This window comes from Metabacillus crassostreae (assembly GCF_016908395.1).
In the GTDB taxonomy this organism is placed as follows: domain Bacteria; phylum Bacillota; class Bacilli; order Bacillales; family Bacillaceae; genus Metabacillus; species Metabacillus crassostreae.
In genome coordinates this window covers 71364-95846 of record NZ_JAFBDU010000001.1, presented here as the reverse complement: position 1 = coordinate 95846, position 24483 = coordinate 71364, and the positions used below count along the sequence as shown (strand labels likewise).

The 24483-nt window shown below is 31.9% G+C and carries 33 protein-coding genes; 11 read left to right on the top strand and 22 right to left on the bottom strand.

Features of this window, described 5'->3' with window-relative positions:
- Window positions 1-137: 137 nt before the first annotated feature.
- Window positions 138-1499 carry an MATE family efflux transporter gene (locus JOC75_RS00580; protein WP_204952195.1) on the top strand — a complete coding sequence of 454 codons (1362 nt, stop codon included), beginning with the start codon at window positions 138-140 and terminating at the stop codon, window positions 1497-1499.
- Window positions 1500-1567: 68 nt separating this feature from the next.
- Here the strand turns inward: JOC75_RS00580 and bshB2 are convergent, their stop codons facing one another.
- From bshB2 to rarD, 4 genes are all read right to left on the bottom strand, one after another.
- Complete coding sequence (gene bshB2 / locus JOC75_RS00575) at window positions 1568-2239, bottom strand: bacillithiol biosynthesis deacetylase BshB2 (protein ID WP_204952194.1); 672 nt, start codon at window positions 2237-2239, stop codon at window positions 1568-1570.
- A complete protein-coding gene (locus JOC75_RS00570; protein ID WP_204952193.1) occupies window positions 2236-2613 on the bottom strand; it encodes a YojF family protein in 378 nt (125 codons plus the stop codon). Before JOC75_RS00570 ends, bshB2 begins: the two co-directional genes overlap by 4 nt.
- A gap of 14 nt (window positions 2614-2627) precedes the next feature.
- On the bottom strand, window positions 2628-2903 hold the full coding sequence (locus JOC75_RS00565; RefSeq protein WP_239589224.1) for a hypothetical protein: 276 nt from the start codon (window positions 2901-2903) through the stop codon (window positions 2628-2630).
- Between the two features lie 133 nt (window positions 2904-3036).
- Entirely contained in the window at window positions 3037-3978 is a 942-nt protein-coding gene (gene rarD, locus JOC75_RS00560) for an EamA family transporter RarD (RefSeq protein ID WP_204952192.1), read from the bottom strand.
- A gap of 203 nt (window positions 3979-4181) precedes the next feature.
- On the opposite strand from rarD, the gene JOC75_RS00555 reads away from it, so the two are divergent.
- The gene (locus JOC75_RS00555) at window positions 4182-4640 is read left to right on the top strand and encodes an Hsp20/alpha crystallin family protein (RefSeq protein WP_204952191.1); all 459 of its coding nucleotides are present in this window, start codon (window positions 4182-4184) and stop codon (window positions 4638-4640) included.
- A gap of 91 nt (window positions 4641-4731) precedes the next feature.
- Here the strand turns inward: JOC75_RS00555 and JOC75_RS00550 are convergent, their stop codons facing one another.
- The 3 genes from JOC75_RS00550 to JOC75_RS00540 all read right to left on the bottom strand — a co-directional run bounded on the left by JOC75_RS00550 (window position 4732) and on the right by JOC75_RS00540 (window position 6137).
- On the bottom strand, window positions 4732-4950 hold the full coding sequence (locus JOC75_RS00550; RefSeq protein ID WP_204952189.1) for a hypothetical protein: 219 nt from the start codon (window positions 4948-4950) through the stop codon (window positions 4732-4734).
- Between the two features lie 121 nt (window positions 4951-5071).
- A complete protein-coding gene (locus JOC75_RS00545; protein ID WP_204952188.1) occupies window positions 5072-5812 on the bottom strand; it encodes an SDR family oxidoreductase in 741 nt (246 codons plus the stop codon).
- A 1-nt stretch (window position 5813) separates the two neighbouring features.
- Complete coding sequence (locus JOC75_RS00540; RefSeq protein WP_204952187.1) at window positions 5814-6137, bottom strand: winged helix-turn-helix transcriptional regulator; 324 nt, start codon at window positions 6135-6137, stop codon at window positions 5814-5816.
- Between the two features lie 147 nt (window positions 6138-6284).
- Here JOC75_RS00540 and JOC75_RS00535 point away from each other — a divergent pair, with 147 nt between their 5' ends.
- Entirely contained in the window at window positions 6285-6908 is a 624-nt protein-coding gene (locus tag JOC75_RS00535; RefSeq protein ID WP_204952186.1) for a nitroreductase family protein, read from the top strand.
- A gap of 74 nt (window positions 6909-6982) precedes the next feature.
- Here JOC75_RS00535 and JOC75_RS00530 read toward each other — a convergent pair whose 3' ends face one another.
- The gene (locus JOC75_RS00530; RefSeq protein WP_204952185.1) at window positions 6983-8371 is read right to left on the bottom strand and encodes a S41 family peptidase; all 1389 of its coding nucleotides are present in this window, start codon (window positions 8369-8371) and stop codon (window positions 6983-6985) included.
- Window positions 8372-8655: 284 nt separating this feature from the next.
- Here JOC75_RS00530 and JOC75_RS00525 point away from each other — a divergent pair, with 284 nt between their 5' ends.
- The 3 genes from JOC75_RS00525 to JOC75_RS00515 all read left to right on the top strand — a co-directional run bounded on the left by JOC75_RS00525 (window position 8656) and on the right by JOC75_RS00515 (window position 10037).
- Complete coding sequence (locus JOC75_RS00525; RefSeq protein WP_204952184.1) at window positions 8656-8928, top strand: hypothetical protein; 273 nt, start codon at window positions 8656-8658, stop codon at window positions 8926-8928.
- Between the two features lie 59 nt (window positions 8929-8987).
- The gene (locus tag JOC75_RS00520; RefSeq protein ID WP_204952183.1) at window positions 8988-9689 is read left to right on the top strand and encodes a class I SAM-dependent methyltransferase; all 702 of its coding nucleotides are present in this window, start codon (window positions 8988-8990) and stop codon (window positions 9687-9689) included.
- Between the two features lie 93 nt (window positions 9690-9782).
- Entirely contained in the window at window positions 9783-10037 is a 255-nt protein-coding gene (locus JOC75_RS00515) for a hypothetical protein (RefSeq protein ID WP_420827994.1), read from the top strand.
- A gap of 37 nt (window positions 10038-10074) precedes the next feature.
- Here JOC75_RS00515 and JOC75_RS00510 read toward each other — a convergent pair whose 3' ends face one another.
- From JOC75_RS00510 to deoD, 3 genes are all read right to left on the bottom strand, one after another.
- Window positions 10075-10575, bottom strand: a complete 501-nt coding sequence (locus tag JOC75_RS00510) for a mismatch-specific DNA-glycosylase (protein ID WP_204952180.1) — start codon at window positions 10573-10575, stop codon at window positions 10075-10077.
- A gap of 15 nt (window positions 10576-10590) precedes the next feature.
- Window positions 10591-11454, bottom strand: coding sequence for a M15 family metallopeptidase (locus JOC75_RS00505; RefSeq protein ID WP_204952179.1), 864 nt, complete (start codon window positions 11452-11454; stop codon window positions 10591-10593).
- Between the two features lie 213 nt (window positions 11455-11667).
- Entirely contained in the window at window positions 11668-12372 is a 705-nt protein-coding gene (gene deoD / locus JOC75_RS00500) for a purine-nucleoside phosphorylase (protein ID WP_146946023.1), read from the bottom strand.
- A 201-nt stretch (window positions 12373-12573) separates the two neighbouring features.
- On the opposite strand from deoD, the gene JOC75_RS00495 reads away from it, so the two are divergent.
- Together JOC75_RS00495 and JOC75_RS00490 are read left to right on the top strand one after the other, a co-directional pair.
- Complete coding sequence (locus tag JOC75_RS00495; protein WP_168714455.1) at window positions 12574-12711, top strand: hypothetical protein; 138 nt, start codon at window positions 12574-12576, stop codon at window positions 12709-12711.
- Window positions 12712-12727: 16 nt separating this feature from the next.
- The gene (locus tag JOC75_RS00490) at window positions 12728-12868 is read left to right on the top strand and encodes a hypothetical protein (protein ID WP_168714456.1); all 141 of its coding nucleotides are present in this window, start codon (window positions 12728-12730) and stop codon (window positions 12866-12868) included.
- A 78-nt stretch (window positions 12869-12946) separates the two neighbouring features.
- Here JOC75_RS00490 and JOC75_RS00485 read toward each other — a convergent pair whose 3' ends face one another.
- From JOC75_RS00485 to JOC75_RS00465, 5 genes are all read right to left on the bottom strand, one after another.
- A complete protein-coding gene (locus tag JOC75_RS00485; protein WP_204952178.1) occupies window positions 12947-13255 on the bottom strand; it encodes a YodL domain-containing protein in 309 nt (102 codons plus the stop codon).
- Between the two features lie 69 nt (window positions 13256-13324).
- Window positions 13325-13954 carry a phosphatase PAP2 family protein gene (locus tag JOC75_RS00480; protein WP_204952177.1) on the bottom strand — a complete coding sequence of 210 codons (630 nt, stop codon included), beginning with the start codon at window positions 13952-13954 and terminating at the stop codon, window positions 13325-13327.
- Window positions 13955-14408: 454 nt separating this feature from the next.
- Window positions 14409-14549 (bottom strand): hypothetical protein, encoded by a 141-nt coding sequence (locus tag JOC75_RS00475; RefSeq protein ID WP_204952176.1) that lies wholly within the window; start codon window positions 14547-14549, stop codon window positions 14409-14411.
- Window positions 14550-14798: 249 nt separating this feature from the next.
- Entirely contained in the window at window positions 14799-15518 is a 720-nt protein-coding gene (locus tag JOC75_RS00470; RefSeq protein WP_204952175.1) for a YebC/PmpR family DNA-binding transcriptional regulator, read from the bottom strand.
- Between the two features lie 196 nt (window positions 15519-15714).
- Window positions 15715-17016, bottom strand: a complete 1302-nt coding sequence (locus tag JOC75_RS00465; protein WP_204952174.1) for a hemolysin family protein — start codon at window positions 17014-17016, stop codon at window positions 15715-15717.
- Window positions 17017-17464: 448 nt separating this feature from the next.
- On the opposite strand from JOC75_RS00465, the gene dat reads away from it, so the two are divergent.
- Window positions 17465-18322 (top strand): D-amino-acid transaminase, encoded by an 858-nt coding sequence (gene dat / locus JOC75_RS00460; protein WP_204952172.1) that lies wholly within the window; start codon window positions 17465-17467, stop codon window positions 18320-18322.
- 272 nt (window positions 18323-18594) lie between these two features.
- On the opposite strand, the gene JOC75_RS00455 is transcribed toward dat, so the two are convergent.
- The 4 genes from JOC75_RS00455 to JOC75_RS00440 are packed head-to-tail and all read right to left on the bottom strand — an operon-like array spanning window position 18595 to window position 21581.
- Window positions 18595-19770, bottom strand: a complete 1176-nt coding sequence (locus tag JOC75_RS00455; protein ID WP_204952171.1) for a CapA family protein — start codon at window positions 19768-19770, stop codon at window positions 18595-18597.
- Between the two features lie 51 nt (window positions 19771-19821).
- Window positions 19822-20592, bottom strand: a complete 771-nt coding sequence (locus tag JOC75_RS00450; protein ID WP_204952170.1) for a sporulation protein — start codon at window positions 20590-20592, stop codon at window positions 19822-19824.
- Window positions 20593-20604: 12 nt separating this feature from the next.
- Window positions 20605-21405 carry a serine/threonine protein kinase gene (locus tag JOC75_RS00445; RefSeq protein ID WP_204952169.1) on the bottom strand — a complete coding sequence of 267 codons (801 nt, stop codon included), beginning with the start codon at window positions 21403-21405 and terminating at the stop codon, window positions 20605-20607.
- Window positions 21405-21581 (bottom strand): hypothetical protein, encoded by a 177-nt coding sequence (locus JOC75_RS00440; RefSeq protein ID WP_204952168.1) that lies wholly within the window; start codon window positions 21579-21581, stop codon window positions 21405-21407. Before JOC75_RS00440 ends, JOC75_RS00445 begins: the two co-directional genes overlap by 1 nt.
- A 115-nt stretch (window positions 21582-21696) precedes the next feature.
- Here JOC75_RS00440 and JOC75_RS00435 point away from each other — a divergent pair, with 115 nt between their 5' ends.
- Entirely contained in the window at window positions 21697-22824 is a 1128-nt protein-coding gene (locus tag JOC75_RS00435; protein ID WP_204952167.1) for a DUF2515 family protein, read from the top strand.
- A 57-nt stretch (window positions 22825-22881) separates the two neighbouring features.
- Here JOC75_RS00435 and JOC75_RS00430 read toward each other — a convergent pair whose 3' ends face one another.
- A complete protein-coding gene (locus tag JOC75_RS00430) occupies window positions 22882-23073 on the bottom strand; it encodes a YozD family protein (RefSeq protein WP_146946033.1) in 192 nt (63 codons plus the stop codon).
- Window positions 23074-23305: 232 nt separating this feature from the next.
- On the opposite strand from JOC75_RS00430, the gene JOC75_RS00425 reads away from it, so the two are divergent.
- Entirely contained in the window at window positions 23306-23500 is a 195-nt protein-coding gene (locus JOC75_RS00425; protein WP_204952166.1) for a hypothetical protein, read from the top strand.
- Window positions 23501-23710: 210 nt separating this feature from the next.
- On the opposite strand, the gene JOC75_RS00420 is transcribed toward JOC75_RS00425, so the two are convergent.
- The gene (locus JOC75_RS00420) at window positions 23711-24370 is read right to left on the bottom strand and encodes a hypothetical protein (RefSeq protein ID WP_204952165.1); all 660 of its coding nucleotides are present in this window, start codon (window positions 24368-24370) and stop codon (window positions 23711-23713) included.
- Between the last annotated feature and the right edge of the window lie 113 nt (window positions 24371-24483).

Here is a 24483-nt window from a genome sequence, read left to right as displayed (position 1 = left end):
TGATATCATTAGGCTTTTTTTATTTTCAAATGTTTAAAGGAGAATCACGCAAATCAAACAATGAACAAAAATAACATCTCATTGATATCATTCATGTTATAATTCTCTAGTCAACAACTAGAAAAGAGGATGTTAATATGAAAGAAGCAGTTTCAAATCGGGATAAGTTGTTCCAATTTTCGAGTATACTCTTTCCGATATTAGTAACCCAGCTGGGCTTATTCTCGATGAGCTTTTTCGATACTACTATGTCCGGAAAAGTCCATCGAGACGATTTAGCCGGGGTAGCAATTGGCTCAAGTCTATGGATACCAGTATATACTGGATTAAGTGGCATTTTATTATCCGTTACACCAATCGTAGCTCACCTAATTGGAGCTAAGAAGAAAAAAGATGTTCCTTTTATGGTTGTACAGGGGTTATATGTTAGCTTGTTCATTTCAATACTTATTATTCTACTAGGTTTTTTTACATTAGATCCAATATTACATAATATGGGCTTAGAGGAAGATGTAATACATATAGCAAAAGGTTATCTTGTAGCTTTATCATTTGGGATTTTCCCACTATTTCTTTATGCTGTACTTCGTTGTTTTATTGACGCGTTAGGACTTACTAGAGTAACCATGTTTATCACTCTTACATCTCTACCTATTAACTTTATCTTAAATTATATGTTTATCTTTGGTAAATTCGGAGCACCAAAGCTTGGTGGTATCGGTGCTGGAATTGCCTCTTCCATTACCTATTGGTGTATTGCAGGAATAACAATCTTCATTATTTTTAAGCAAGCTCCTTTTAAGGAATTTGGCATCTTTAAAACATTTTATAAGATATCATTTAAAGCATGGGCTGAAATATTACTTATTGGAGTACCAATTGGTCTTTCTATATTTTTTGAAACAAGTATTTTTGCTGCTGTAACCTTACTGATGGGGCAATATAATACCGTTACAATTGCATCACATCAGGCAGCTATCAACTTTGCCTCATTCCTTTATATGCTTCCACTAAGTATATCGATGGCATTAACGATTGTTGTCGGACATGAAATAGGAGCAAAAAGAATAAAGGACGCAAAACAATATAGTTATTTAGGAATTGGCTTCGCCCTGTTTTTATCTATTTTATCGGCGGCACTCATTTATTTCTTCCGTCCAGAAGTAGCTTCCATCTATACTTCGGATCCTGATGTACTAAAGCTTACTCAAGACTTTTTAATATATGCTATATTCTTCCAATTATCAGACGCAATAGCTGCTCCTATACAAGGTGCTTTAAGAGGATATAGAGATGTTAATGTAACTTTTATAATGGCTCTTGTATCGTATTGGGTAATTGGACTTCCAGTAGGCTTCTTGTTAGCCACATACACTCCACTAGATGCTTTTGGATATTGGATTGGTTTAATATCCGGCCTTGCAGCAGGAGCAATTGGTCTTTCTTTTAGACTTGCTTTTATCCAAAAAAGAAAACAACTAGAATTATCAACAAATTAAGACAAACAAGGCTGACTCAATGAACTGAGTCAGCCTTGTTTGTCTTAATATCACCTAATTATCAAGAACTAAAAAGAACTGTTCCACTTATATGTCCAAAATACTTCACTTTCAAACCAATGCATAAATTCCGGATCTTTATTTAAAAGCTTTTCTTCTATTTGTTTTAACATACCCTCAGTTTGTGATCGATGTGCTTTTAATGCATTTAATTTAACATCTGCTACATCAGTAATATTAATATGAATATCTGGCTCTCCAATCACTTCAATACGGTTCTTAGTAATAGCCATACAATAAGTTATAGGTCTTTCTTCAATCGGTTTACGTTCTAAAGCACGTATAACTGCAGCACCACAAGCATCATGATCAGGGTGAACACCATGTCCTGGATAGAAAGTAACGATTAAAGAGGGTTTTACATCATCGATGATACCTTCCATAATAGTAGCTAGCTGCTCATCATCTTCAAACTCGAGTGTTTTGTCTCTAAGACCAAGCATCCTTAAATCTTGAATATCCATTGCTTTACAGGCATCTTTTAATTCCTTTTTACGAATTTGGGGTAAAATTTCACGATTAGCAAATAAAGGATTACCCATATTTCTGCCCATTTCTCCTAAAGTACCACATGCATATGTAACAGGAACACCTGCTTTTCTATTTTTAGCAATTAAACCTGCAACACCAAATGCTTCATCATCCGGGTGTGGTAAAATGACTAGTACATGTTCTCTCATTTTTCAGTCTCCTCTACTCCCTCAATTTCACCAAAAGGAATTTCACTTATTTGAAGTGCAATTGCTAGCTGTCCTTCTCCATTATGACCAGCAAGTAATAATTGCTGATCATTTGTTTGTGCCCAATCAGTTAGTCCCTCAGCATATATCCAGCCATCCTCAAGCTTTAAACCTACACGGTATGGACCATTTCCAGTTATTTTCGCTTGATGATACGTAACTTTTGCATTGCGGATAAAAGCTACTACGGTCATATTTTTTTCGTCTTTATGTGCTGAATACGACCCTGTTGTTGTTTCTAAATGTATATAAACAGATTTATTTAAGAACTTATCAAGATAAGCTTGTACCGCATCTTTTGAAATTCCCTTCATTTCTACTTGTCTCCTTAATGTTTATTGTATTCGATATTTCTCATAGCAAGGATATGTAACTCAATCAATTGTGTCTTTTGTTCATTGTTTAAAGAAGAAGATATAATTCTACTCACTGAATAATAGAATTTCTCGTTATGACTTTTTCTAATTCTCGGATGTGTCATTTCATCTTTTAGTTCTTTTGTAATTGAGTCTATTAAAGTTTGATATTCATCTTCTTCAACTGGTAATGAACGATTTGTCCAAAGATCACGATAAGCACTAAGTAAATCATTATAATTCATCATCCTAAAGCCTCTCAATTTCCATCTATAAATTCTGATACGAGTGTTCACTTTCGAAAAAAGGTTTGCTTTCCCTTTTGGTCAATGAGCTTCCTCAAGCTAAGAGGCTGTTTAAGCATTAACAACAATTCAAGACTTATACCCCTAGGGAATTTTTTCTTTTAATTTTCACTTCTATTTTTTTGACATATTTTGAATGTGATAATGTGAAAATTAATAAAGCAGTCCAAATACATGTAAAAGTTACAAGCTCAATATAAGTGAACTTTTCATTATAAATAACAATACCAATTATTAATGTGATTGTTGGTGCAATATACTGTAGAATACCCACCATAAACAATGGAATCCGCTTAGCTCCTGTTGCAAACAAAAGTAAAGGTACAGCTGTTGCTGCACCAGCACCAATCAACAGTAATTTGGTTGATAATCCTACATCAAAAAATAACAGATCACCTTTTTGTGCTAAAAAGACCAAGTAGAAAAAGGCAATTGGTGTAACAACCATTGTTTCAAATGTTAAGCCTATTGCAGAGCTTAATTTCGTCATTTTTTTGGTTAAGCCATATAATCCAAAGCTTAAAGCTAGTGTTAAAGCAACAAAAGGCACTTTTCCGTAATTTAATGTCATATAGAGCACACCAATGGCCGCAACAACAAAAGATATTTTTTGCAGAAGATTTAACTTCTCCTTAAAAAAGATCATTCCTAGTAAAACACTAATTAAAGGATTTATGTAATAACCTAAACTTGCTTCGATCATCTGATTATTATTTACTGACCAAATATAAACAAACCAATTAATACTAATTAAAATTGATGAAATGATCAATGTTACTAGTATAACGGGCTTTTGGATAATTTTCTTTGAGGTACTAATCAACTGCTTCCATTCACTATTAATACCTAGTACCACTAACATAAACAAAAATGACCAAAAAATCCGGTGTGCTAAAATCTCTTCAGAAGCTACATTCCCCACCAATTTCCAATACAAAGGTAAAATCCCCCAAAGAAGATAGGACCCAGCAGTGTATAGTAACCCCTGTTGATACGTATTAGCCTCAGTTGATTTCATAATCTTTTACCTCACTTCTTAATAACCTAAGGCAGTTATAAATAGCTTCTATATACATTCTCTTTACTCAAGCAATAAAGAGCTCTTCATAAAAACCATTATAAACTTAAGGGAAGTTGTACCACAACATATATGCATTGCTAACCGTTTAACCCTCTACTGCATAGCATAGTTATAAATCTTACATTTAAGGATGTGAAAAAATGTTTCCGTGGAACAAACAATTTCCATTTGACCAAAGTAGTTTCACTAAAAATTTAAATAAAATGAACCCCAAAGAAGTTGAAAACTATATCCAAAACGTAATGAAAAACGTATTCGGTGGCGATTTATCTCAAAGCTTCCCATTCCAAGGAGATTTAGCACAAAATGAAAGGGTTGAAAAGGTTGAAAAACCCACACCCGAAATTTTTGAAACAAATGAATTTGTATATGTTAAGCTAAATATTCCAAAAAATCATGATAAAGATATTAAGCTACAGCATACAAATCATCGACTTTTAGTTAAAAACTACCCAAAACAGGGTGATATATCAAAATACATGCTTCCAGCACCCGTAAAACGCAAGGGTACAAAAGCTAGATATATTGATCACTATCTTGAAATACAATTAGTAAAATTAGATGAAAATTCAATTTCAGAAATAGATATTACCTATTAGTACAAAAACGAGGGCTGACTCTAATTGAGTCAGCCCATTGTTTTTTATTTGTTTCTACCAATCATTTAAAAATTGACAATCAATTCTCTGATTAATAACGGAAAGGTCCATAAGGATATCCATATCCGTATCCGTAACCATAAGGAGCACCATATCCACCATACGGCGGGAATCCTCCATATGGAATTGGACGTGGTCTAAACACAGCACTACCAACTAAACCACCAAGAAGCCCTCCAACAAAAGGTCCACCAAAAAAGAATCTTTCTTGATGTGGATTACCATAACCATGTCTAACAAAATGTGACATATTCCTTTACCTCCTCGAATAATTACCTACACTAATATGTATTCATGTAAATAACAATTGGATTGGGTAAACACCTATAATTTAGGTAATTCGTTTGAATTTCTAATCAATTGGAAGATCTTTAATGTTCATAAATCATTTTCTTTGTCATTCCACCATCGATAGTGAGATTTATTCCAGTAACAAACTCATTATCCGGGGAGGTTAAATAATAACATGCTTTAGCTATGTCTTCTGGTTTCCCAACTCTATTCGATAAATGTTGTGAATGATCAATACCTCTTAATTTGCTATAATCTCCTGTTTCAATCCAACCAGGTGATATTGAATTTACTTGAATTCCATCATCGCTCAATGATGTTGCAAGAGCATGGGTGAGTGAAATGATTCCTCCTTTAGTTGCTGCATAGGCTTCAGAGTTTGGTTCTGACATGAAAGCTCTAGTTGAAGCTAAATTAACAATTTTGCCTCCATTAGCATTTTCCTTCATGACCTTTGCAGCTTCCCTTGAGGTAAACATCACACTTCTTAAATTTGTGTTAATCATTGTATCCCATTCTTCAACTGTAATTTCATAGGGAGATTGCCATTTCGATAGTCCAGCATTGTTAACTAAAATATCTAATGAACCATAGTGATCAAGTGTTTTCTGAATTAAAATTTTTATGTCTTCAATTTTTGAGACATCTGTCTTAATAAAATAAACTGTTAAATCATTCACTTTACATTGATTTACTATTTCTTCCCCACTTTTTTCATCTATATCTGCAATTACAACTTTATAACCCTTATTAGCATAATGATATACGAGCTCTTTACCAATACCATTCGAGCCCCCAGTAATAATAACCGTTCTACTCATGTCAATTCTCTCCTTCTGTTTTACAAAAGGTATCAGCCCATTTCCCTACCTCACACATAACACCTTCTAAGTGTTTCCCTTTGTCTGTTAACTGATATATAACTTTCACTGGTGTATCATCTATGACAATCCGCTCTACAAGTCCTTCATTTTCCAGTTCTTTTAGTCGCTCAGATAGCATCTTTTGACTAATACTAGGGATAATCTCAGTTAGATCTTTAAATCTTTTTGGTCCGTCCAATAAAACATGAATAATAATACCAATCCAACGTTTACCTAAAAGTCTAAAGGCAGACTCCATTTTTGGACAAAGATTTAGTTTCATTTTATCTCCCCTTGCTTCGTTTCTCTTGACTCAATTTATTATATCAATTATGATGTTCCTTATGTGAAGGAACTTACTAAAAGTAAGTCTATTACTTTTAGTATATAGTATCAACCATTACAATTCAAATATTAGGAGGATGTATTAATGAGTTCAACATACACAGAGGATTTAATGTCCGTTATAAAGTCTCGTACTTCAGTACGTAACTATGATTCAAATAAAAAAATTACTAAAGAAGAATTAGAGGATATTCTTTCATTTACAACACTTGCACCATCTGCTTGGAATTTACAACATTGGCACTTTACCGTTTTTCATAGTGATCAATCAAAACAACAGCTTCTCCCTATAGCTTACAATCAAAATCAAATTGTTGAATCTTCAGCAGTTATTGCTATACTTGGTGATTTAGAAGCTAATAAAAATACTGAAACGGTATATGAGCCATTAGTTCATGCTGGCTACATGAGCGCAGAAATCAAAGAAACACTAGCCAAGCAAATTAATGGTGCATATACAAATGAGACCTTTGCCAGAGATGCTGCTTTTTCAAATGCTTCTTTAGCTGCAATGCAGCTTATGTTGACCGCAAAAGCAAAAGGCTTCGATACCTGTGCAATTGGTGGCTTCAATAAAGAGGGTTTTGTCAAAGAGTTCAATATCTCTGATAGATATGTACCAGTGATGTTAATTACAATTGGTAAAGCAGTCAAACCTGCTCACAAAAGCAACCGTTTAGATGTTAAACAAGTCTCTACATGGCTTTAAATATATAATCTAAGGTTGAATTAAACTAAAAAAAGCTCTTCGTTGCACATTTTGTGACAAACGAAGAGCTTTTTTTATAAATCTTTCTTTAATGTTTCTATTGCTTTTTCGAGCTGTGTATCATTTTCTTTTATTTTACTTTGTAACAACTCTATTAACTTAATTGTTGTTCCTTCGGCAATTTGTCCATCAACCTCAAGACCTTGATCTTTTTGGAATTGTTTAACAACCTTCGTTGTATTTTCATCAAAGTATCCATTCAAGCTTACCCCATCATAACCTAATGCTTTTAACATTTGTTGTGCAGCATTTACCTCAGGAGTTGAATCTCCTTGTTTAAGTACATTATCAGGATTAATATACGGTAAATTCGCATAATCTGGTAATATGGCTTTTACTGTTGGTTCAATTCCTTTATCATGAATCCAAGTCCCATCAGGTGTTAACCATTTAGCTGTTGTAAACTTAACTGAAGAATTATCCTCAAATCCTTCTGCTGATTGCACAGTACCTTTACCAAAGGTTTTTTCACCCACAAGTGGTATTCCTGCTGATTGATTTAAAGCAGCAGCCATTATCTCTCCGGCACTAGCTGTTCCACCATCAATTAACACTGTTGTAGGTAAATCAATCATTGCATCATTCTCAGCTTTATATACGTCTTTGGCCTTATTATTATATTCTACCTGAAGAATATTCTCACCCTTTGGCACAAAGATGTCAGACATAGCAATTGCTTTATCCATTAAACCACCAGGATTTTGTCTAAGATCAATAATGAGACCTTTTACATTCTGCTCCTGCAGGTCACTTAACGCTTTAGCAAATTCTTCACTTGTACTTTCAGAAAACTTGGTAATTTGAATTTTACCAATTTGATCTTCAATCACTTCAGAATAAACTGTTTCAATAGGAATTGTATCTCGTGTAATTGTAAAGTTTAAATTCCCAACACCTGGTCTTTCAACAACAAGGTTAACTGTTGATCCTTTTTCACCTCTAATTAACATGACTGCCTCTGTAACAGAAAACCCTTCAACTGACTTATCATCAACCTTTTGAATAATATCCTTTGGTTTAAGACCAGCTTCTTCTGCAGGTGATCCCTTTATTGGAGATACAATGATTATACTTCCATCATTCTCTTGTATTTCTGCTCCAATTCCTTCGAAAGAAGAAGATATGTTTTCACTAAAACTTTTTGCTTCTTCAATATCCATGTAAACAGAATATGGGTCTTCTAAAGACTCCACCATTCCTTTAATTGCACCTTCAACTAATTTTTCTGTCTCAACATCCTGATAATAATTTTTCTGTAATAAATTATATGTTGATTTTAATTTAGAGAAAGGATCTTCTTCATTCAACAGGGTTACTTCTTTAGGTGAAGCAACATTGTATGTAATACCTGCTGTAATAATTGCTGTGACTAAAATTGAAATAAGTATTTTACTGTTCTTCATTCTCGATTACTGCACCACCTTTATGTATGTATTTATTATGTCTAACCACATTTAAAACGTCAATGAATATGTATAGATATTATGATATCAATTAACCAAATTTGGACATATTATGGAGGGTCACATAAATAATGTAACCAAAATCCTTAAAACAATGAATGGTAAAAAGCATGATCCTAACAATGAAATAAATTGTCTTTTACACAATCGACAAAAAGTACGATACTTCTCTGTTGATTTAATGTAAAGTTTATTACACGAATGTAAATATAGGAGGTTTCGTTATGCAACTAATCGATTACATCGGAAAAAATGACTTTAATATGATTTATTTTTCTATGTCATTACTTAAAGACATAGATTACAAAATAAATAGCAATATTCTTTATTATAAAAATCAAGTGATTCATTATATTGATAATTGTATTGAGAGTTTTGTTGAAACTTTACACGTGAAATGTTCATTACAAACAATTTACAAAGCAGAAATTTATCAGCTACTCACTCCAAAATTAAATAAATTATATGAAAAGCATCGTTTATTCAGTTGCTTATAAGCACCTTTTTGGTTATCCCTCCATATAAATACTCATAGATTATAAATGGGGGAATACTGATGAATTATTTACAAATGTTATCTTTCTTAGGTATAGGTGGTGCACATCCAGGTGGTCTTCCACTTACAAAAACCATTTTTGAACTTGAACAAATCCCTCTTGATGCAATGATACTAGATGTTGGTTGTGGCACTGGTCAAACTACTAACTATCTTTATCAACTAGGCTTTAATGTTACTGGTTTAGATCATGATATTAGAATGATCGAAATCGCAAGAAAGAAACAGATAGATCCAAAAAATGAAATGCTGTATTTACATGAAAATCTTGTAAAAACTTCTATTGCTGATCATTCTTATGATTTGATATTATGTGAATCAGTATTATCTTTTACCAAACTGAAAGAGTCCCTACCTGAAATGAAGAGAATTATGACTAAAAATGGTAAAATGATTGCAATCGAAATAATAAAATCTGCACATTTAACTAAGGATGAAGAATCAGAATTACTTGATTTTTACGGTTTTTCTTCGATTCTTTCTAAAGAAGAATGGCAAAATCAGTTTAAAGAATATAATTTTGATGTTTATAAGACCTTAGCCCCAACTGATATTGTCGTTAACGATGCTTACGAGCCTAGTACTGAGTTCAACCTTAGTGATGATATTCCCGAAACTACCTTTACTCTTCTTGATAAACATGAGCAATTAACAAATAAATATCAAACCAAACTCTCTTACTGTGTTTTCTTTCTTAAATAGTAAAATTAAATTTCTAACTCATGATAGGCGTACAATCCCTCCTCATGCATTCATCATAACCTATGGTGAATGATCATAAAGGAGGGATTTCTCTTGTCTCAACACTACTATCAATTATGTTGTCGCTACAATGGTAAAGTTGTTAGAATTAATGATCGACATGGTCGAGTTCATGTAGGAAGAATATGTCGAGTAACACAAAGTACAGTATTTATTGAGCCTGTCATTCAAAGAGGTGGATATGGGTTTGGTTTTGGATACGGGTATGGATATGGTTATGGTGCTCCTTATGGACTTGGTCTAGGGCTTATTACTGGAATAGCATTAGGTGGTTTACTTTTCTGGTAAAAGGTAAATAAAAGGTAAGGGTCTATTCCCTTACCTTTTATATATATTTCTTTACACTATTATAGATTGAAGTAATTTCATCTATATTCATTCTTACTAGTCCACTTGAAGAAGGTGCTACAAAATCAATAACACCAGGGACAAAACTTTTCTCTTGCTTACCCCATGATGTTTTTTTCACTTGACTATATTGTAGATACACACCCTTTCCAACAAAAAAGGCAATTTTAGGTTTAAATAAGTTTATTTTTCTATATAGTATTTTTCTACCTTCTTGATATTCTTCTTTTGTAATTTCATCAGCACTTCTAGTAGGTCTTGAAACAATATTGGTAAAACCTAACCCTTTATCTAATAAGTTGCCATCTTCTTCAGGAAGATACAACCTTTCCGTTATACCTGATTGATAAAGAAGCTTCCAAAACCTATTATTTTTATTAGCATAATTATGGCCTATTTCACCTGAAATAAGGCTAGGGTTATACCCAATAAATAAGATTGTTAAGCCAGCTTTAAGATGATCTAAATCTTTTGTCATAGTTTAAAACTCCGACTATATTTTTTTTGCTTTTTGAAAGTATTCCTCTAGTGTTATCTTATTTTCATATATCACTTTTGCCTGCTCTAAACCAACATAACGTAAATGCCATGGTTCGTATTGGTATCCTGTTATAGATTCCTTTCCAAGAGGATATCTGATTATGAATCCAGCTTTATGTGCATTTTCGCTAACCCATTTTCCTTCTTTTGTTTCACCAAACTTTTTTGTTATTTCAAGATTTACACTTCTACTTGTCACATCCATTGCTAGCCCAGTTTGATGTTCACTTTGCCCTGGTAATGCAACTGCCTGTAAAGCTTGTTCTTCCCCTTTATTTTCTTTTTCAACATTAAAGATACCCTGTTGACGAAAATAAGATCTGTATCCTGAAACTGCAAGTAACTCGATATTATCTTCTTTTGCAAGTTTAAATAATTTTTCTAGTGCAGCAGCGGCATCTTTTCGTAAATAACTTTGAGGAATGTCTGCATCACCAAATGAAAAGTCAACTTGAGGAATTACTAAATCCTTAGGAACATAGTCATCTGCTAACCCATATTCTTTATTCACCATTGCCATGATATTTGAGGGATTTTCAATAATCTGGTTTCCATTTACGACTTTTACCTCATTAAAAAAATGCGACTTTAATAAAAATTCCCTATCTATTTCTGTTTCTTCTATTTCTTCACTTTCAATTTGGTTTTCATTAATAGAATCATTGTTATTTGTCGTATTACTGTCACCTTTTTCTATTGCTTCATCCTGGTTTTCCTCATTAAATGGAATTCCTCTAGGTAATGAGAAGTTTGTTGTGCATGCTGATAACACAGTAATTCCGCTTATAACGACAAATAGCTTTACATAATAAGACATAAATATCACCCAATCTAAAATAGATAACATATCCATTCTATCATTAAGTGCCTAAAAATTCATATGAGATAAAGCACCTACAAACATTTTTACCCTATTTTCCTATTTGTTAAAACAATTTATTTTTAAAATAGAGTTATATTTTTCGACAAATTTCATTACAAAGAATTAAATCACATAAAAAAACGTATGCAATGGCATACGTTTTGACGTTTATTTTTTTATTGCAGCATCTAAAGCAACAACAATCATATCATTAAATGTTGTTTGTCGCTCTTCAGACGTTGTTTCTTCACCAGTTAAAATGTGATCACTAACAGTAAGAACTGATAATGCTTTTCTTCCGAATTTTGCGGCTAAAGTATAAAGTGCGGAAGACTCCATTTCGATTGCTAATATTCCATATTTTGCCCATTTCTCTAATTCAGCATTATCATTATAAAACATATCGGCAGTGAATATATTTCCAACTTTTAAATTTAATCCTTTTTCAATTCCAGTATCATATGCTTTTTTTAGGAGTTCAAAATTTGCAGTTGGTGCATAATCTACTCCACCAAAAGTTAGACGGTTCATTTGATTATCAGTTGATGCACTCATCGCCAAAATGACATCCCTAACTTTTACATCTTTTTGGATTGCACCACAAGTACCAACACGAATCAGCTGTTGTACACCGTAGCTACTCATCAACTCATTTATGTATATTGAAATAGAAGGTACACCCATTCCCGTACCTTGCACTGAGATACGCTCTCCTTTGTATGTACCAGTAAACCCTAACATACCTCTTACTTCATTATAGCATTTAACATCTTCTAGAAATGTTTCAGCAATATATTTAGCACGTAATGGATCTCCTGGTAATAATACCGTTTCTGCTATTTCGTTTTCTTTTGCCCCAATATGTACACTCATTCTCTTTTACCTCCACTTAAAATATTCAAAAAGAATCAATTTACTATAACATAATAAAATGAACATGAAAAATCTTTAATGGCTCTCTCAACAGTTTTATTATCATCCATTATTTTTATTAACATTCTAAGTATTATTTTACAGCTTAACTCTACTAATTAAGGGCAATATAAATATGAATACATTTTTGGAGGGATTTCTATGAAAAAAAAGCTTGAACAAGCAGTACAACATGCTAACGAAACAACTCCAGGTTCACGAAATGGAACAATGCCACATGAATCAAAAAAGCCTAGAAAACAAAAAACACATAATACTAATAAATCCAACGAGATATAAGGGGGAATATGAATAAATGGGTAAAAAACATCGCAACAGAAACACACCTAAAAAAAATAACCATATATCACCTGAAGTATTAGCAGCAGAAGAAACTGCACATTCAAAAGAACATACTTCCGAGAAACGCAAAAATGGTCCAGGTCACCATATTTAAATGGTAAAAGGCATCATATTCACTCGTGAAGACTGCAGTATATTAAAAAGAAGCTATGGGTAAGTTCATAGCTTCTTCTTACCTTACATGAATTCGGTTGATTCTTTTCCAATCTTGAGGAAATAACTTATAGTAAAATTGCCCTTTTTTACCCTCATCAATTAAGATAATATCTCCTGTACTTAAATATCTTGCAGTATAATCCTGAGGAATTCGATCATTCACATTAAAAACTTGAAATATATTATTTAAAGCTTCTGTATGCGTAGTACCGATAACACTTATACGATACACTTCTTTATAACCTTTTTTGTCTCCAAAATTCGGCGTCTGAAAAATGGTCATATCATATGTAACTGTACGTTTTTTTACTAGTAAGGAATACATATTTCCCATCCTCCCTAATTATATTGTCTATTTAACTTAATTAGAGAAATGATATGTAAATCCCTTTATCTAATATCTTCTATTTTTGTCGAAAAACAATCTAATTTTAGGGATAATCGATGTTATTACAATTAATAACATTAAACCAGCACTAATTCCAGCTATAACATCTGTAATAAAATGAACGCCCAAGTATACTCTACTGATGCTTATCAAGCCGATTAATATAATTGTACTAACCAATACAATAGATTTTTGCTTACCACTTTTTATCAGGTGATTTAAAGTAATAAAACATAAAAATCCATATATTGCTGTAGTGTTCATAGCATGTCCACTTGGAAAACTATAATGACTTTCCTCATATACATATTCAAAAGAAGGACGATCTCTCACAAATAAATTTTTTAATAATCCATTTAACTGTCTAACAGTAAAGAAGATCACAGTTAACATAACAAGATCTAACAGTTTCCTTTTTTTATAATAAAAGAAACAAGCAAAAACTATGCAAATTGGAAGAGTATATTTTATTGAACCAATATCTGTTATGAACATGAAAATAGTAGTTAAAATAGGATGACGAATTTCCTCAAAAAACAAAGTTACCTTTACATCCCATTGATAGAAAAATTCAATAGGATAAATCAGTGCACAAAGGCAAAAAACAAATAATAGAGTTAAAAATCTAAATAGCATATTTCTCCAGTTCCCCTCCACACAAAGTTCTATTATTAAAGAGACCCCTAACTATAGCAGGTCTCTTAAAAATAATATTATCTTTCACTACATTTTATACATTTTTGTATTTTATAGTTGAATATAATACTCTCATTACCAATTACCATTTTGAATTATAACTTACACCATTCTTGCTTCCAGCTTAAATTATAACTCATTTGAACTTTGTTGTTGATGCCGTTATAGCCATTTGCTTTTCTGAGCGAAGATACACTTTGTTTTTTCCTTGGGAATAATATTAACAATCCCAACTGCCGGCTTTTTTTAAAGGACAATTCTTCTTCCTAGATCCGGAGTCCATCGTAGGCTGTGTCGAATGTGAGGTTTCCCTTTGACACGCTATTCCCGCAGGAGTGAATGCTTTTCACTTCAAAGTTCTAAAAATCTACATTTATCTATAACATAGACTAAATTATTGATTTGCTGCACCAATTGAGGTTGTATTGCGAATATGGTCATCTTCATAATTATTCGCCTTTGACTTTATAGCTTTATCATTTACTAATTGCTTTTGATCGACCTCTTTTGAAGGTGTCTCCTTCTTCTTAGACATTCAAAAAACCTCCTACAAAAAGTTTTAGAGCACTCTTAGTTTAACTTAAATGCAGAAAATCATTCTTATTTTAAAGGATCATCATCTAAGGGTGTTCTAATACATATATCACTTGAACTTAGGATAGAAAAGAGTATTTGTTAATAAGTAGGTTTTACATAAAATAGGAAAACAATTACGAAGTGAAAAGAGAAGGAACAGTACAAACTAAAAGGCAGACCTTTTAAATAGGTCTGCCTATGTTTTAAGCTATTCGCTTAAATCTACATTATGATAAACTTGCCTAACATCTTCCAGGTCTTCTAAAGCGTCGATTAATTTTTCGAATTGTTGTTGTGATTCTTCTGTTAATGAAACATCATTTTGTGCTAACATAGTTAATTCAGCAACATTAAATTCAACTATCCCTGCATTCTTGAATGCCTCTTGTATTGAATGAAATTGATCTGGCTCTGCATAAACAATGACTGAATTTTCCTCTTCTAAAATGTCTCGTGCGTCAACGTCTGCTTCCATTAATAATTCAAGAACATCGTCAGCAGATTTACCTTCAACACCAATTACAGCAGTTGCATCAAACATGTAGGAAACAGATCCACTAACTCCCATATTCCCTCCGTTTTTACCAAATGCTGCTCTAACATCTGAAGCAGTTCGGTTAACGTTATTTGTTAAGGCATCAACAATAATCATTGAACCATTAGGTCCAAATCCTTCATAACGAAGCTCATCGAAATTTTCCTCTGATCCACCCTTAGCTTTATCTATAGCACGATCAATTATTGTTTTCGGCACATTATATGTTTTTGCTCTTTCTAGAACAACCTTCAAGGCTTGGTTAGATTCTGGATCAGGTTCTCCTTGTCTAGCTACTACATAAATCTCTCGACCAAATTTAGCATATATACGACTAGTATTAGCATCCTTAGACGCCTTTTTTTCTTTAATATTATTCCACTTACGACCCATTATGAACACTCACTTTCAACATTAAATCATACCACTTAACATAATCCACATTAAAAAAAACGATATTTCTAAATATGTAATGGTATTTCTAAATACATGTCTTTATTATACCTTAATTGCTTCATTTGTTAAGTGGTTAATCATTAAATGTCCTCACATTCATATTTTACTAAATTAAGTATGAAATGCTAAGGTTTTATTGACTTTTCACTACTTCTATATATGAAATATGATGTCCATTTATAGTTTTAATTCTAAATATATACCCTTCAGCTTGAATTTCTGAGCCTGCTTTTGCTTCAAAATTTCTTGTTAAGAACCAACCACCTATTGTATCAATTTCTTCATCCTCTAATTCAACTCCAAGTAAGTTATTGACTTCATCAATTAAGATCTTAGCATCGAGAATGTAATGATTTTCGCTCACCTTTTGAATTTCTGGAATTTCATCTTCATCAAATTCATCCCGAATTTCTCCAACAATCTCCTCTAAGATATCTTCTACAGTAACTAAACCTGATGTACCTCCGTATTCATCAATTAAAATAGCAATATGTGTTCGTTCCTTTTGCATTTTTACTAACAAATCATGAATAGGCACGGTTTCTATCACTTGTATAATTGGATTGATAAAGGATTGAAATGATTGTTGATTTTTATCTGTTTTATGCATAATCATTGCAGTTAGAAATTCTTTAATATTAATAAAACCTAGAATATTATCTTTATCACTGTCTTGAATAACCGGATACCGAGTATATTTTTCTGCTGTTACAATATTAATAACTTCCTCATAAGTATTTTCCATGGATATGCTAACTATCTCAGTTCTAGGGACCATAACCTCTTTAGCGATTCTTTCATCAAAAGCAAAAATATTATTAACATAATTCAATTCATTTTGATTGATTTCACCACTATGAAAGCTTTCTGACAGCAATATTCTTAATTCTTCCTCTGAATGTGCTATATCAAATTTCGAGGCTGAACTTAATCCGAATAAACCAACAAAAATACGAGCCGCACCATTCAAAATCCAAATAAAAGGGTACATGACTCGATAAAACCAAATGATTGGTAATGAGCAAAATAAGATGATTTCTTCAGCTTTTTGAATGGCTACGGATTTAGGGGCCAATTCACCAACTACAACATGTAAAAACGTAATAATACCAAATGTAATACAAAATGATAAAAGTTGTATAAGAGATTCATTAACATTATATTGGTTAAATAAAGGTTGAAAAATATTTGTAACAGTAGGTTCCCCTAACCATCCAAGACCTAAAGCAGTGACAGTTATACCTAACTGACAAGCTGACAAATACTCTTCAATATGAGATAGAACAATCTTAGCCGAATGGGCACCTTTCTTTCCTTCAGATATTAGCTGCTCAATTCTCACCATACGTACTTTCACAATTGCAAATTCAGTTGCCACAAAAAAGCCAGTAAAAGCAATTAAAAGGATAATGAATAGTAAATTTAATGTAATCAATAGCACAACCTTACAAATGTAAGATCTACACCTCCTCGATATCCACGGGTAAAAAGTCATAATGGAATGACTTACATATATTCTAACTAAGGGGTTTTTTAAGACTGGTGATCATAATTAGGCCGTAATATCATCTTCTTCATTGCGTAAAAGGTACCTTTCTATAAAGAAAAGCTGTTCGTTATCTTAAATAGTGAAGTTTATAGTTACAAAGTTACGAAAATATCCTTAACCAAAAGCCCTTATAATAAACTGTACCCAAAAAATCTAGTGCTATACGACAAATAGTCCATAGAAGGGACAAATGTTATAATTTAGATCGATTTTTGACGTTCCATTTTGCAATAAACATTTTGCGTTAAGTGAACTAAGTTTACTAAAAATGAATCATCAAGAAGTAAATGTTATATGATACACTAATTAGTAAAACCTTTTAAAGGAGTAAAAAATGAAAAAGATCATATATAATGGCACTATTGTTGATAAATCCACTGTACATATTGATATTGAGGATCGTGGCTATCAATTTGGGGATGGTATTTATGAAGTTATTAGAATATATAATGGAAAACTTTTCACAGAAGATGAACATTTAAAGCGTCTTATTAAAAGTGCTACAGCTATTGAAATAAATATGCCTTATTCAATTAAGGAAATCAAAGATCTTTTGAACAAACTGATAAACGAAAACAATGTTACGATGGGAATTGTATATATTCAGGTTTCTAGAGGTGTTTCTCCGAGAAAACATTCTTTTACAGCTATTCACACAGCTCCTGTATTCATAGCATACACAAGTGAATTAGAGATTCCTAAAGATTCTTTGCGTTGTGGAGTTTCTGCAATTACGATCGAAGACATTCGTTGGCTAAGATGTGATATCAAAAGTTTGAATTTGCTACCAAATGTACTTGCTAAACAAAAAGCCACTGCTGAAAATTGCTTTGAAGCAATTCAGTATAGAGATGATACCGTTACTGAGGGAAGCTCTTCAAATGTTTGGATAGTTAAAGAGGGTATAATCAAAACTCATCCAGCAAACAACTTAATTTTAAATGGCATTACTCGTCAAGTCATTTTAAGCATATGTAAAGAGCTAGGAATGAAAACTATTGAAGAAGAATTTACAACAAAAGAATTACTAAATGCTGATGAAGTCTTTTTAACTGGAACAACAACCGAGGTCATGCCAATTATCGTAATTGATAATCATAAAATTTCTACTGGTATACCAGGACCTGTGACAAAGAATATACAATCTTTATTCACCGTAAAAATTGAATCCAAATGCGGACCTATTAAATAAAAGAGACTAAAATCCTAAACTATTCAATACATAATACTGTTTTCTATTAAGCAGTTAAGCTAGAACAACAAGTTCATCCATTGCGCTGCAAACACTCGCTTTCCAATAGTTCTTAAAAGTAGTATGCATAACCATCAAAAGATCTATTGAAAACTACAAATAAACCCGAACAATAAGGCAAAAGAATAATTGAACGATCACCTACTAGTTCGGGTTTATCATTAGCTTAAGTAATTGTGTCCCTATAAGCTTTTGAAGTGAAATTCATTTACTTAAATATCTTGATCATAGACAATCCACTCTGAACCATTTATTTCATTTGAATAATGAAGGATTTTTTCCATAACTCGAGAAGATTCTTCACCACTTAACTTTACCGGTTGATAATTGTTTCTATCAGAAACTGATGAAATCGAATAAGGAATAATGTTTATCTCTTTTTTATCTGTCAAAATTCCATCCTTTATATGGAAAGTCTGTTGAAATACAAATGTATCTTTATCACTTGGATTTCTATTACCACCAAACATAAAATTCCCTAGACTATATACGATAAACTTCCCTTTATATTCCTCAATTCCTTGAATCACATGTGGATGGTGACCTAATATTAAATCAGCACCAGAATCAATTGTGAATTTTGCAAGCGTTTCTTGATTAACATTCGGTATATATTGCTTTTCGTCTCCCCAATGAAAATGGATAATAACAATTTGTGTACCTTTTTCTCTTAATCCATCAATATCTTTTTTTATTTTCTCTCTTATTTCAGGTGTGTCCTGCCAGCCTTCATAACCAAGAGCAGCTATTTTCACATCTTTTATTGTTGAAATGAATTGATCTTCATAGCCAAAATAACCAATATTAAACGTATCTAATGCTAGTTTCGTATCTTCATATCCTTTTTGCATGTAATCAAATATATGGTTATTTGCTAAATTGACCGCATCAATTCCTCCAAGCTTAAGAATTTCTGCATACTCTGGGTCTCCTTTAAAACGAAATGTTTTATCAGCTTTATCTGTAGAGTTTGTTAGTGTTGTTTCCAAATTTACTGATGTAAAATCATCCTCTAAAAAAAGTTGATCAATACCTTCAACGAAATACGGAAGGCCATTTTTAGAAGCTTCATCTACAAATGATCCAGAGTACTCATAATTTTCATCCCTACCAAGTGTAAAATCACCGGCAGCACTAATTTTAATTGTTGTATTTATTATTTCTTCATTAGACTTTACTTTTTCCGAAACAATTGTTTCTTTAGAAGTATGTGTATTAACCTTAGAAACTTTGACAACTTCATTTTCTAAAAAAAATGTATAAGTTAAAACACTACCCAATATTAATAACACTAGTAATAAAAATCTACGAACAGACTTCTTAAGTCTTCGCTTTTTCTTATTATGTTGGGATCTGACTCTAGAATATGTCACCTTCTTTTCATCCATCTTTCTACTCCTTAAATATACTACCAATTATAAATAAATATAAATTATAGCTTAGGAATGATTTACTAGAATTTTTTCTATTGTTTCTTTTAATCTAGGTAAATCCTCTTTCTGAATTGAGAACCTTATTATAGATTCATCTAAATCTAATGCTTCAGAAAATAAACCAGATATACCTCTGGCACGACGATCTACTTCCATAAGAACTTCCATTTTTGTTTCACTTATAGGAAAAAAGATCACTTCTACTTCATCGAACTGCTTGTAGAATGTACCTCCAGTTGGAACCAATTCAAATTCTTGAATAAACGGTAATCTTTTTCGAATTTTATATGAAGCGGCTTCATTTTTCACCTTTTTCATAGCAAATCCTAATCTATTAAATACTGCTAGTGTTTCATCCATTAAGTTATTTGGTAAAACAGTTACAATATCACGATCAGTTGGATCTACTGATCCTTTTATATCAATTCCAGTTTGTATCCATACTTTTGATGAACCAGCTGAAATTGGTGTATCTAGGGGTAATTTAAATTGAAACGGTATTGTTTTCGTTTCTCCAGGCATGATGATAAATGGTTCGTTTAATTTAATTGATGAAATGACAGCTTGTTTATGCACAACCCTGTCATCATCTTCTTGCTGATAATTTGTATTAATTGTTAAATATATTTCCTCAATTGCTTGTTCAACACTACCTCCTGTTACTTCAACGACTCCTTCTACATCTTCCCCTACTTTTATTGATGATTGAGCTAACTTTGTATCAACCTTTGAGGAACCAATCCCTACACTAGCTAGAATTTTATTAAAAAAAGACATGAAAAATCTCCTTTACTTGAATAGATTATTGTCAAGATCATTAATTAGTTCATTAACATGATGATATGGCGCATCTAACTGAAGCATTTTTCTTATTACTCTTTTAGTCCCATCTGTAATAGGCAATTCTTCTTCCCAGGATCTTAATTGATGTGAATCTGGTTCATATGAAGAATACAACAAAAATAACATAAAATGTCCTAATGCATACAAATCACTTTTATAAGATATCTCTCTAAAAAGTCTTTTTTCTTCATTTTTGAATACTTCCTCTTGAACTTCTGAAGATTCATTAATTCTTTTTGCCAAACCAAAATCTATAATGAAAACATTATTTTCAGCTTTTAGAATATTCGGGATTCTTAAGTCTCGATGAACATAGCCTTTAAGATGGATTTTCTGTACTAATTGTAAAATCTCAGATAACTCTTTAAATGCTTCTTTTTCAGTAAATTTCTGTCCTTCAATAAAGATTAGTTCTTCATAAGTTTTCCCATGCATATATTCCATAACGATAAAGAGCTTCCCTTTATCTTCAAATTGATCAAGTAGTGTAGGAAAAGCTGTGTAACTCAAATCTCTTAATGCCTTCGCCTCTAACAAAAAGGAATTTCTCCCAGATTCTTCGATCCTCTTATACTTCCTTAGTTGTTTAAGAACTTTAATAACAGCTCTTTCATCCTTCACTAAGTAAGTAAAACCATAGCTTCCTTTACCAAGCAGCTGAAGAATTGTATATTTCCCACCAACAACTGCACTGGTTTTTAAGGGTTTTTCAAATAGCTCTATTAATTTAAGATAGAGCTTTTTCATTAACTACTGTAAGAGCTAAAAAATCCACTTGATTTATGTTTTTTCTTATAATGTTGATGTCCATATTTTGAGGGATGATGATTTGTGTATTTCCTTCTTTTAAAATCACTCGAACTATATGAGCGACGGTGTGATTGTTTATTTGTTAGTAATGATTTAAGAATTTTTTTAATCATTAAAATACCTCTTTCTATAATATGTTTACTTATAATACGGTGAACCTTAACAAAAGTTTCAGAAATTCATATACATATTATATATTAATCAATTAAAGTTTGGGCTGATTAAACCGTGAAGAAAATAAGAACAACAAAGAATTCAAAAAAAGCATCACAGCAACAAACATTCAATCAAAAAGATAAATTAAACCTTTATACAAAAATTGAAGAAAGTTTAAGGAAAGTAGATCCAGTCGTAATTACACAAAAAGAGAAAAAGCTTATTAGGAATATACAACATAATACTCAACAATTAAATTTAAATAATATCACAAGAACTAAAGCATATCTTTCTTATTTCAAAGATCATGAAGAAATACACTGGGCTTTTTTAGCACATATGGTTTCACGTAATGGTGGATATAATATGACCGATTTAAAAGGATCATTGTTAGACCCATTACTAGATGAAGAAGACAAAATGATATTATTTCACTTGCTTGAAAAAGCAAATGCATTAATATTCCATGATGCATTTCCACAATTATTATTGTATAAATTCAGTTTAAAAGAACAAACATCATTATTTCACTTATTACCAGCTTTTAATGTATCAAAATTTATGATACCTATTTGGGAGGATTTCTTAGAACACAAAAATTCTACCCTATTAACATTTGCATTAATAACAAATGAGCAACAATATATTGAAAAAAATTTAATGTCCGAAAAAACAATTAAAGAGAATATCTTACATTCATTAACTTACTTAATCCAGGAGAAATTAGGCTTTACTCATGTTATCTTTCCATATAAACGATATTCCTTCTTACCTAAATATTCTCTATCTGGACTAGAAGTTCATAACTTTAACTCTGTTGTTAGTCGGATTAAAATCGGGAAGCATCTTTACAATATTCTTTTTACAAAAAATCGTTATGAAACCATTTTAGAATTCGCAATAAAACATCATCATAGTGGTTCTAGGTCTGATTATTGGCCTCATATTTTTTCTAATAATGAACTGGAACATCATAAGCTTGTAAGCCCAACATTAACAAAGGCTTGGAGGAACATTCCTCATAGATTTCATATGAATCAAGATTGGTTTACACAACTATCCCAGATAGAGAATTTCGAAACAGGAAGCCAGAAGCTCTTTCAGGATATAACTAAGGATATTGCAAAGGACATACATTTATTAAAAACAATAGGAAAGGTAAAAACTCTCACTTTACCTCCACAAACAGAAAAAGGCTGATAAAGCGCTAAGGACAATTTAGTACCTCAACTTTATCAGCCTAAGCTTTTTTAGAATTTACTCGAATTCATCAAATTCATCGTCTTCATTGTCTTCATCAATAATGCATTTGTTAAGAAGGTAATCAAATGTGATGTCAGCCAGTTCACCTAGCTCATCCTCTCCAGGAACATACCCTCTCTTCGTGAGCTCATTGTAAAAGAACTCCGCAATCTCCTCTGTATCAATAATTACTTCGATTTCCTTCACAATATCGCCCCCCTTTTATTGTTTATGTCCTTAAAGAGGGACATATGTCTATTCGAACAACAAAAATAAATTAACAGTTTTTATTATGTTAAAAATCCACCTTTATTTAGGAAAACAAGATTTTAAATCTTAAGTTTCAGTAAGTTCTACAAAATATAGGCATATATCATAAAACTCATCATATAGATAATTTTAAGTGGACAAGCTTATATAACGAAGGGGAGTAGAAATAATGATAAGAGATAAATATCAGCAGTTTGAAGACAATACAAATGATGATGTATTAAAAGAAAATCAATTGATAAGCTTTATTGATGGTGAGGGCTTTGATCAATTTTTACAAATTTTAATAAAAGGATTATATATGAGCATACTCTTTTTTTGTATTCCTTATTTTTGTTTTCTATTTTTAACATTTATTTTATAATGCTTTATTAATCTAAAAACACGTTACTATTCGATGAGCTACAAATTTTTGTGCTTTACTAATTCATATCAAAAGATTATCTAACATAAATATAGCTGTGCCTTATCCTTGCTAGTTATAATTTAAAAACCAACAATGATTGCTCTGTATGCTGTGCATTGATGACTACTGACGCGACTTATAAAATATAGCTCATCTAAAATTAAACATTCAAAGATTCGGGTCTTGATATCTTTTTAAGCTTCTGATAATTAGCTGCATCATGTCTTTATAGTCTTGATCACTAAACATCTGGTAAAGTGTGTGGTAATCATTATACATATCAAGTAATTCATCAGTTATTTTTATATAGGGTTTTTCTTGATTACCATCATTTATATAGTGAGAAAAGAATTCATCATATCGACTCTCATCTGAGAGTGTATTATTTAGATATAGCTGCTGTATAAAAGATTCTGCTTCATGTTCGCTTATGATAAGACTAATTTCATCCTCATCAGCTTCAAGCCATTCTCCATCTGATATCCTAGTTAGCTCATATGTTAGATCTTCCCATCCATCTTCTTCATAACGCCAAATTTCGGTTCTTATTCCTACCACTTTAAAAAAGGATTTCCCATAACCTTTTACTAGAACAATATCACCTATCTGGTAATGTACATCAATGCTAATTTTTTCTGTTTCGATAACTACTCCATCATAATCAGAAAATAATTGAAGTGAGTTTTCGAAATATAAGACTTCACTATAGTTCACTTCATAAACATACTGATCATCGACAAAGTGAATTTTGGTTATCGTGCCAACAGTTCCATATAAAACAATCACGACAATATCCCCTAATTTAAATTTCGGTCTATTTTTTTTCATCTCCATCTCTCCTTTGTCGTGATTTATAAGGATAAGATAGTATATGCTATTCTTTATTTTTCGTCATGGGCACAAATTTAAACATGAAGGAAGATAGGAAGGTAGCCATTCCT

Coding starts and splice junctions, on each gene's coding strand:
- JOC75_RS00495 (WP_168714455.1), top strand. CDS start 12,574: ATGAAAAAAAAGCTTGAACAAGCAGTACAACATGCTAACGAAACAACT.
- JOC75_RS00470 (WP_204952175.1), bottom strand. CDS start 15,518: ATGGGTCGTAAGTGGAATAATATTAAAGAAAAAAAGGCGTCTAAGGAT.
- rarD (WP_204952192.1), bottom strand. CDS start 3,978: ATGAAATCAACTGAGGCTAATACGTATCAACAGGGGTTACTATACACT.
- JOC75_RS00485 (WP_204952178.1), bottom strand. CDS start 13,255: ATGTATTCCTTACTAGTAAAAAAACGTACAGTTACATATGATATGACC.
- JOC75_RS00475 (WP_204952176.1), bottom strand. CDS start 14,549: ATGTCTAAGAAGAAGGAGACACCTTCAAAAGAGGTCGATCAAAAGCAA.
- JOC75_RS00525 (WP_204952184.1), top strand. CDS start 8,656: ATGCAACTAATCGATTACATCGGAAAAAATGACTTTAATATGATTTAT.
- JOC75_RS00490 (WP_168714456.1), top strand. CDS start 12,728: ATGGGTAAAAAACATCGCAACAGAAACACACCTAAAAAAAATAACCAT.
- JOC75_RS00455 (WP_204952171.1), bottom strand. CDS start 19,770: ATGGATGAAAAGAAGGTGACATATTCTAGAGTCAGATCCCAACATAAT.
- JOC75_RS00540 (WP_204952187.1), bottom strand. CDS start 6,137: ATGAAACTAAATCTTTGTCCAAAAATGGAGTCTGCCTTTAGACTTTTA.
- JOC75_RS00450 (WP_204952170.1), bottom strand. CDS start 20,592: ATGTCTTTTTTTAATAAAATTCTAGCTAGTGTAGGGATTGGTTCCTCA.
- JOC75_RS00445 (WP_204952169.1), bottom strand. CDS start 21,405: ATGAAAAAGCTCTATCTTAAATTAATAGAGCTATTTGAAAAACCCTTA.
- bshB2 (WP_204952194.1), bottom strand. CDS start 2,239: ATGAGAGAACATGTACTAGTCATTTTACCACACCCGGATGATGAAGCA.
- JOC75_RS00505 (WP_204952179.1), bottom strand. CDS start 11,454: ATGTCTTATTATGTAAAGCTATTTGTCGTTATAAGCGGAATTACTGTG.
- JOC75_RS00480 (WP_204952177.1), bottom strand. CDS start 13,954: ATGCTATTTAGATTTTTAACTCTATTATTTGTTTTTTGCCTTTGTGCA.
- JOC75_RS00510 (WP_204952180.1), bottom strand. CDS start 10,575: ATGACAAAAGATTTAGATCATCTTAAAGCTGGCTTAACAATCTTATTT.
- JOC75_RS00520 (WP_204952183.1), top strand. CDS start 8,988: ATGAATTATTTACAAATGTTATCTTTCTTAGGTATAGGTGGTGCACAT.
- JOC75_RS00440 (WP_204952168.1), bottom strand. CDS start 21,581: ATGATTAAAAAAATTCTTAAATCATTACTAACAAATAAACAATCACAC.
- JOC75_RS00535 (WP_204952186.1), top strand. CDS start 6,285: ATGAGTTCAACATACACAGAGGATTTAATGTCCGTTATAAAGTCTCGT.
- JOC75_RS00530 (WP_204952185.1), bottom strand. CDS start 8,371: ATGAAGAACAGTAAAATACTTATTTCAATTTTAGTCACAGCAATTATT.
- JOC75_RS00425 (WP_204952166.1), top strand. CDS start 23,306: ATGATAAGAGATAAATATCAGCAGTTTGAAGACAATACAAATGATGAT.
- JOC75_RS00420 (WP_204952165.1), bottom strand. CDS start 24,370: ATGAAAAAAAATAGACCGAAATTTAAATTAGGGGATATTGTCGTGATT.
- deoD (WP_146946023.1), bottom strand. CDS start 12,372: ATGAGTGTACATATTGGGGCAAAAGAAAACGAAATAGCAGAAACGGTA.
- dat (WP_204952172.1), top strand. CDS start 17,465: ATGAAAAAGATCATATATAATGGCACTATTGTTGATAAATCCACTGTA.
- JOC75_RS00565 (WP_239589224.1), bottom strand. CDS start 2,903: ATGATGAATTATAATGATTTACTTAGTGCTTATCGTGATCTTTGGACA.
- JOC75_RS00545 (WP_204952188.1), bottom strand. CDS start 5,812: ATGAGTAGAACGGTTATTATTACTGGGGGCTCGAATGGTATTGGTAAA.
- JOC75_RS00550 (WP_204952189.1), bottom strand. CDS start 4,950: ATGTCACATTTTGTTAGACATGGTTATGGTAATCCACATCAAGAAAGA.
- JOC75_RS00580 (WP_204952195.1), top strand. CDS start 138: ATGAAAGAAGCAGTTTCAAATCGGGATAAGTTGTTCCAATTTTCGAGT.
- JOC75_RS00555 (WP_204952191.1), top strand. CDS start 4,182: ATGTTTCCGTGGAACAAACAATTTCCATTTGACCAAAGTAGTTTCACT.
- JOC75_RS00570 (WP_204952193.1), bottom strand. CDS start 2,613: ATGAAGGGAATTTCAAAAGATGCGGTACAAGCTTATCTTGATAAGTTC.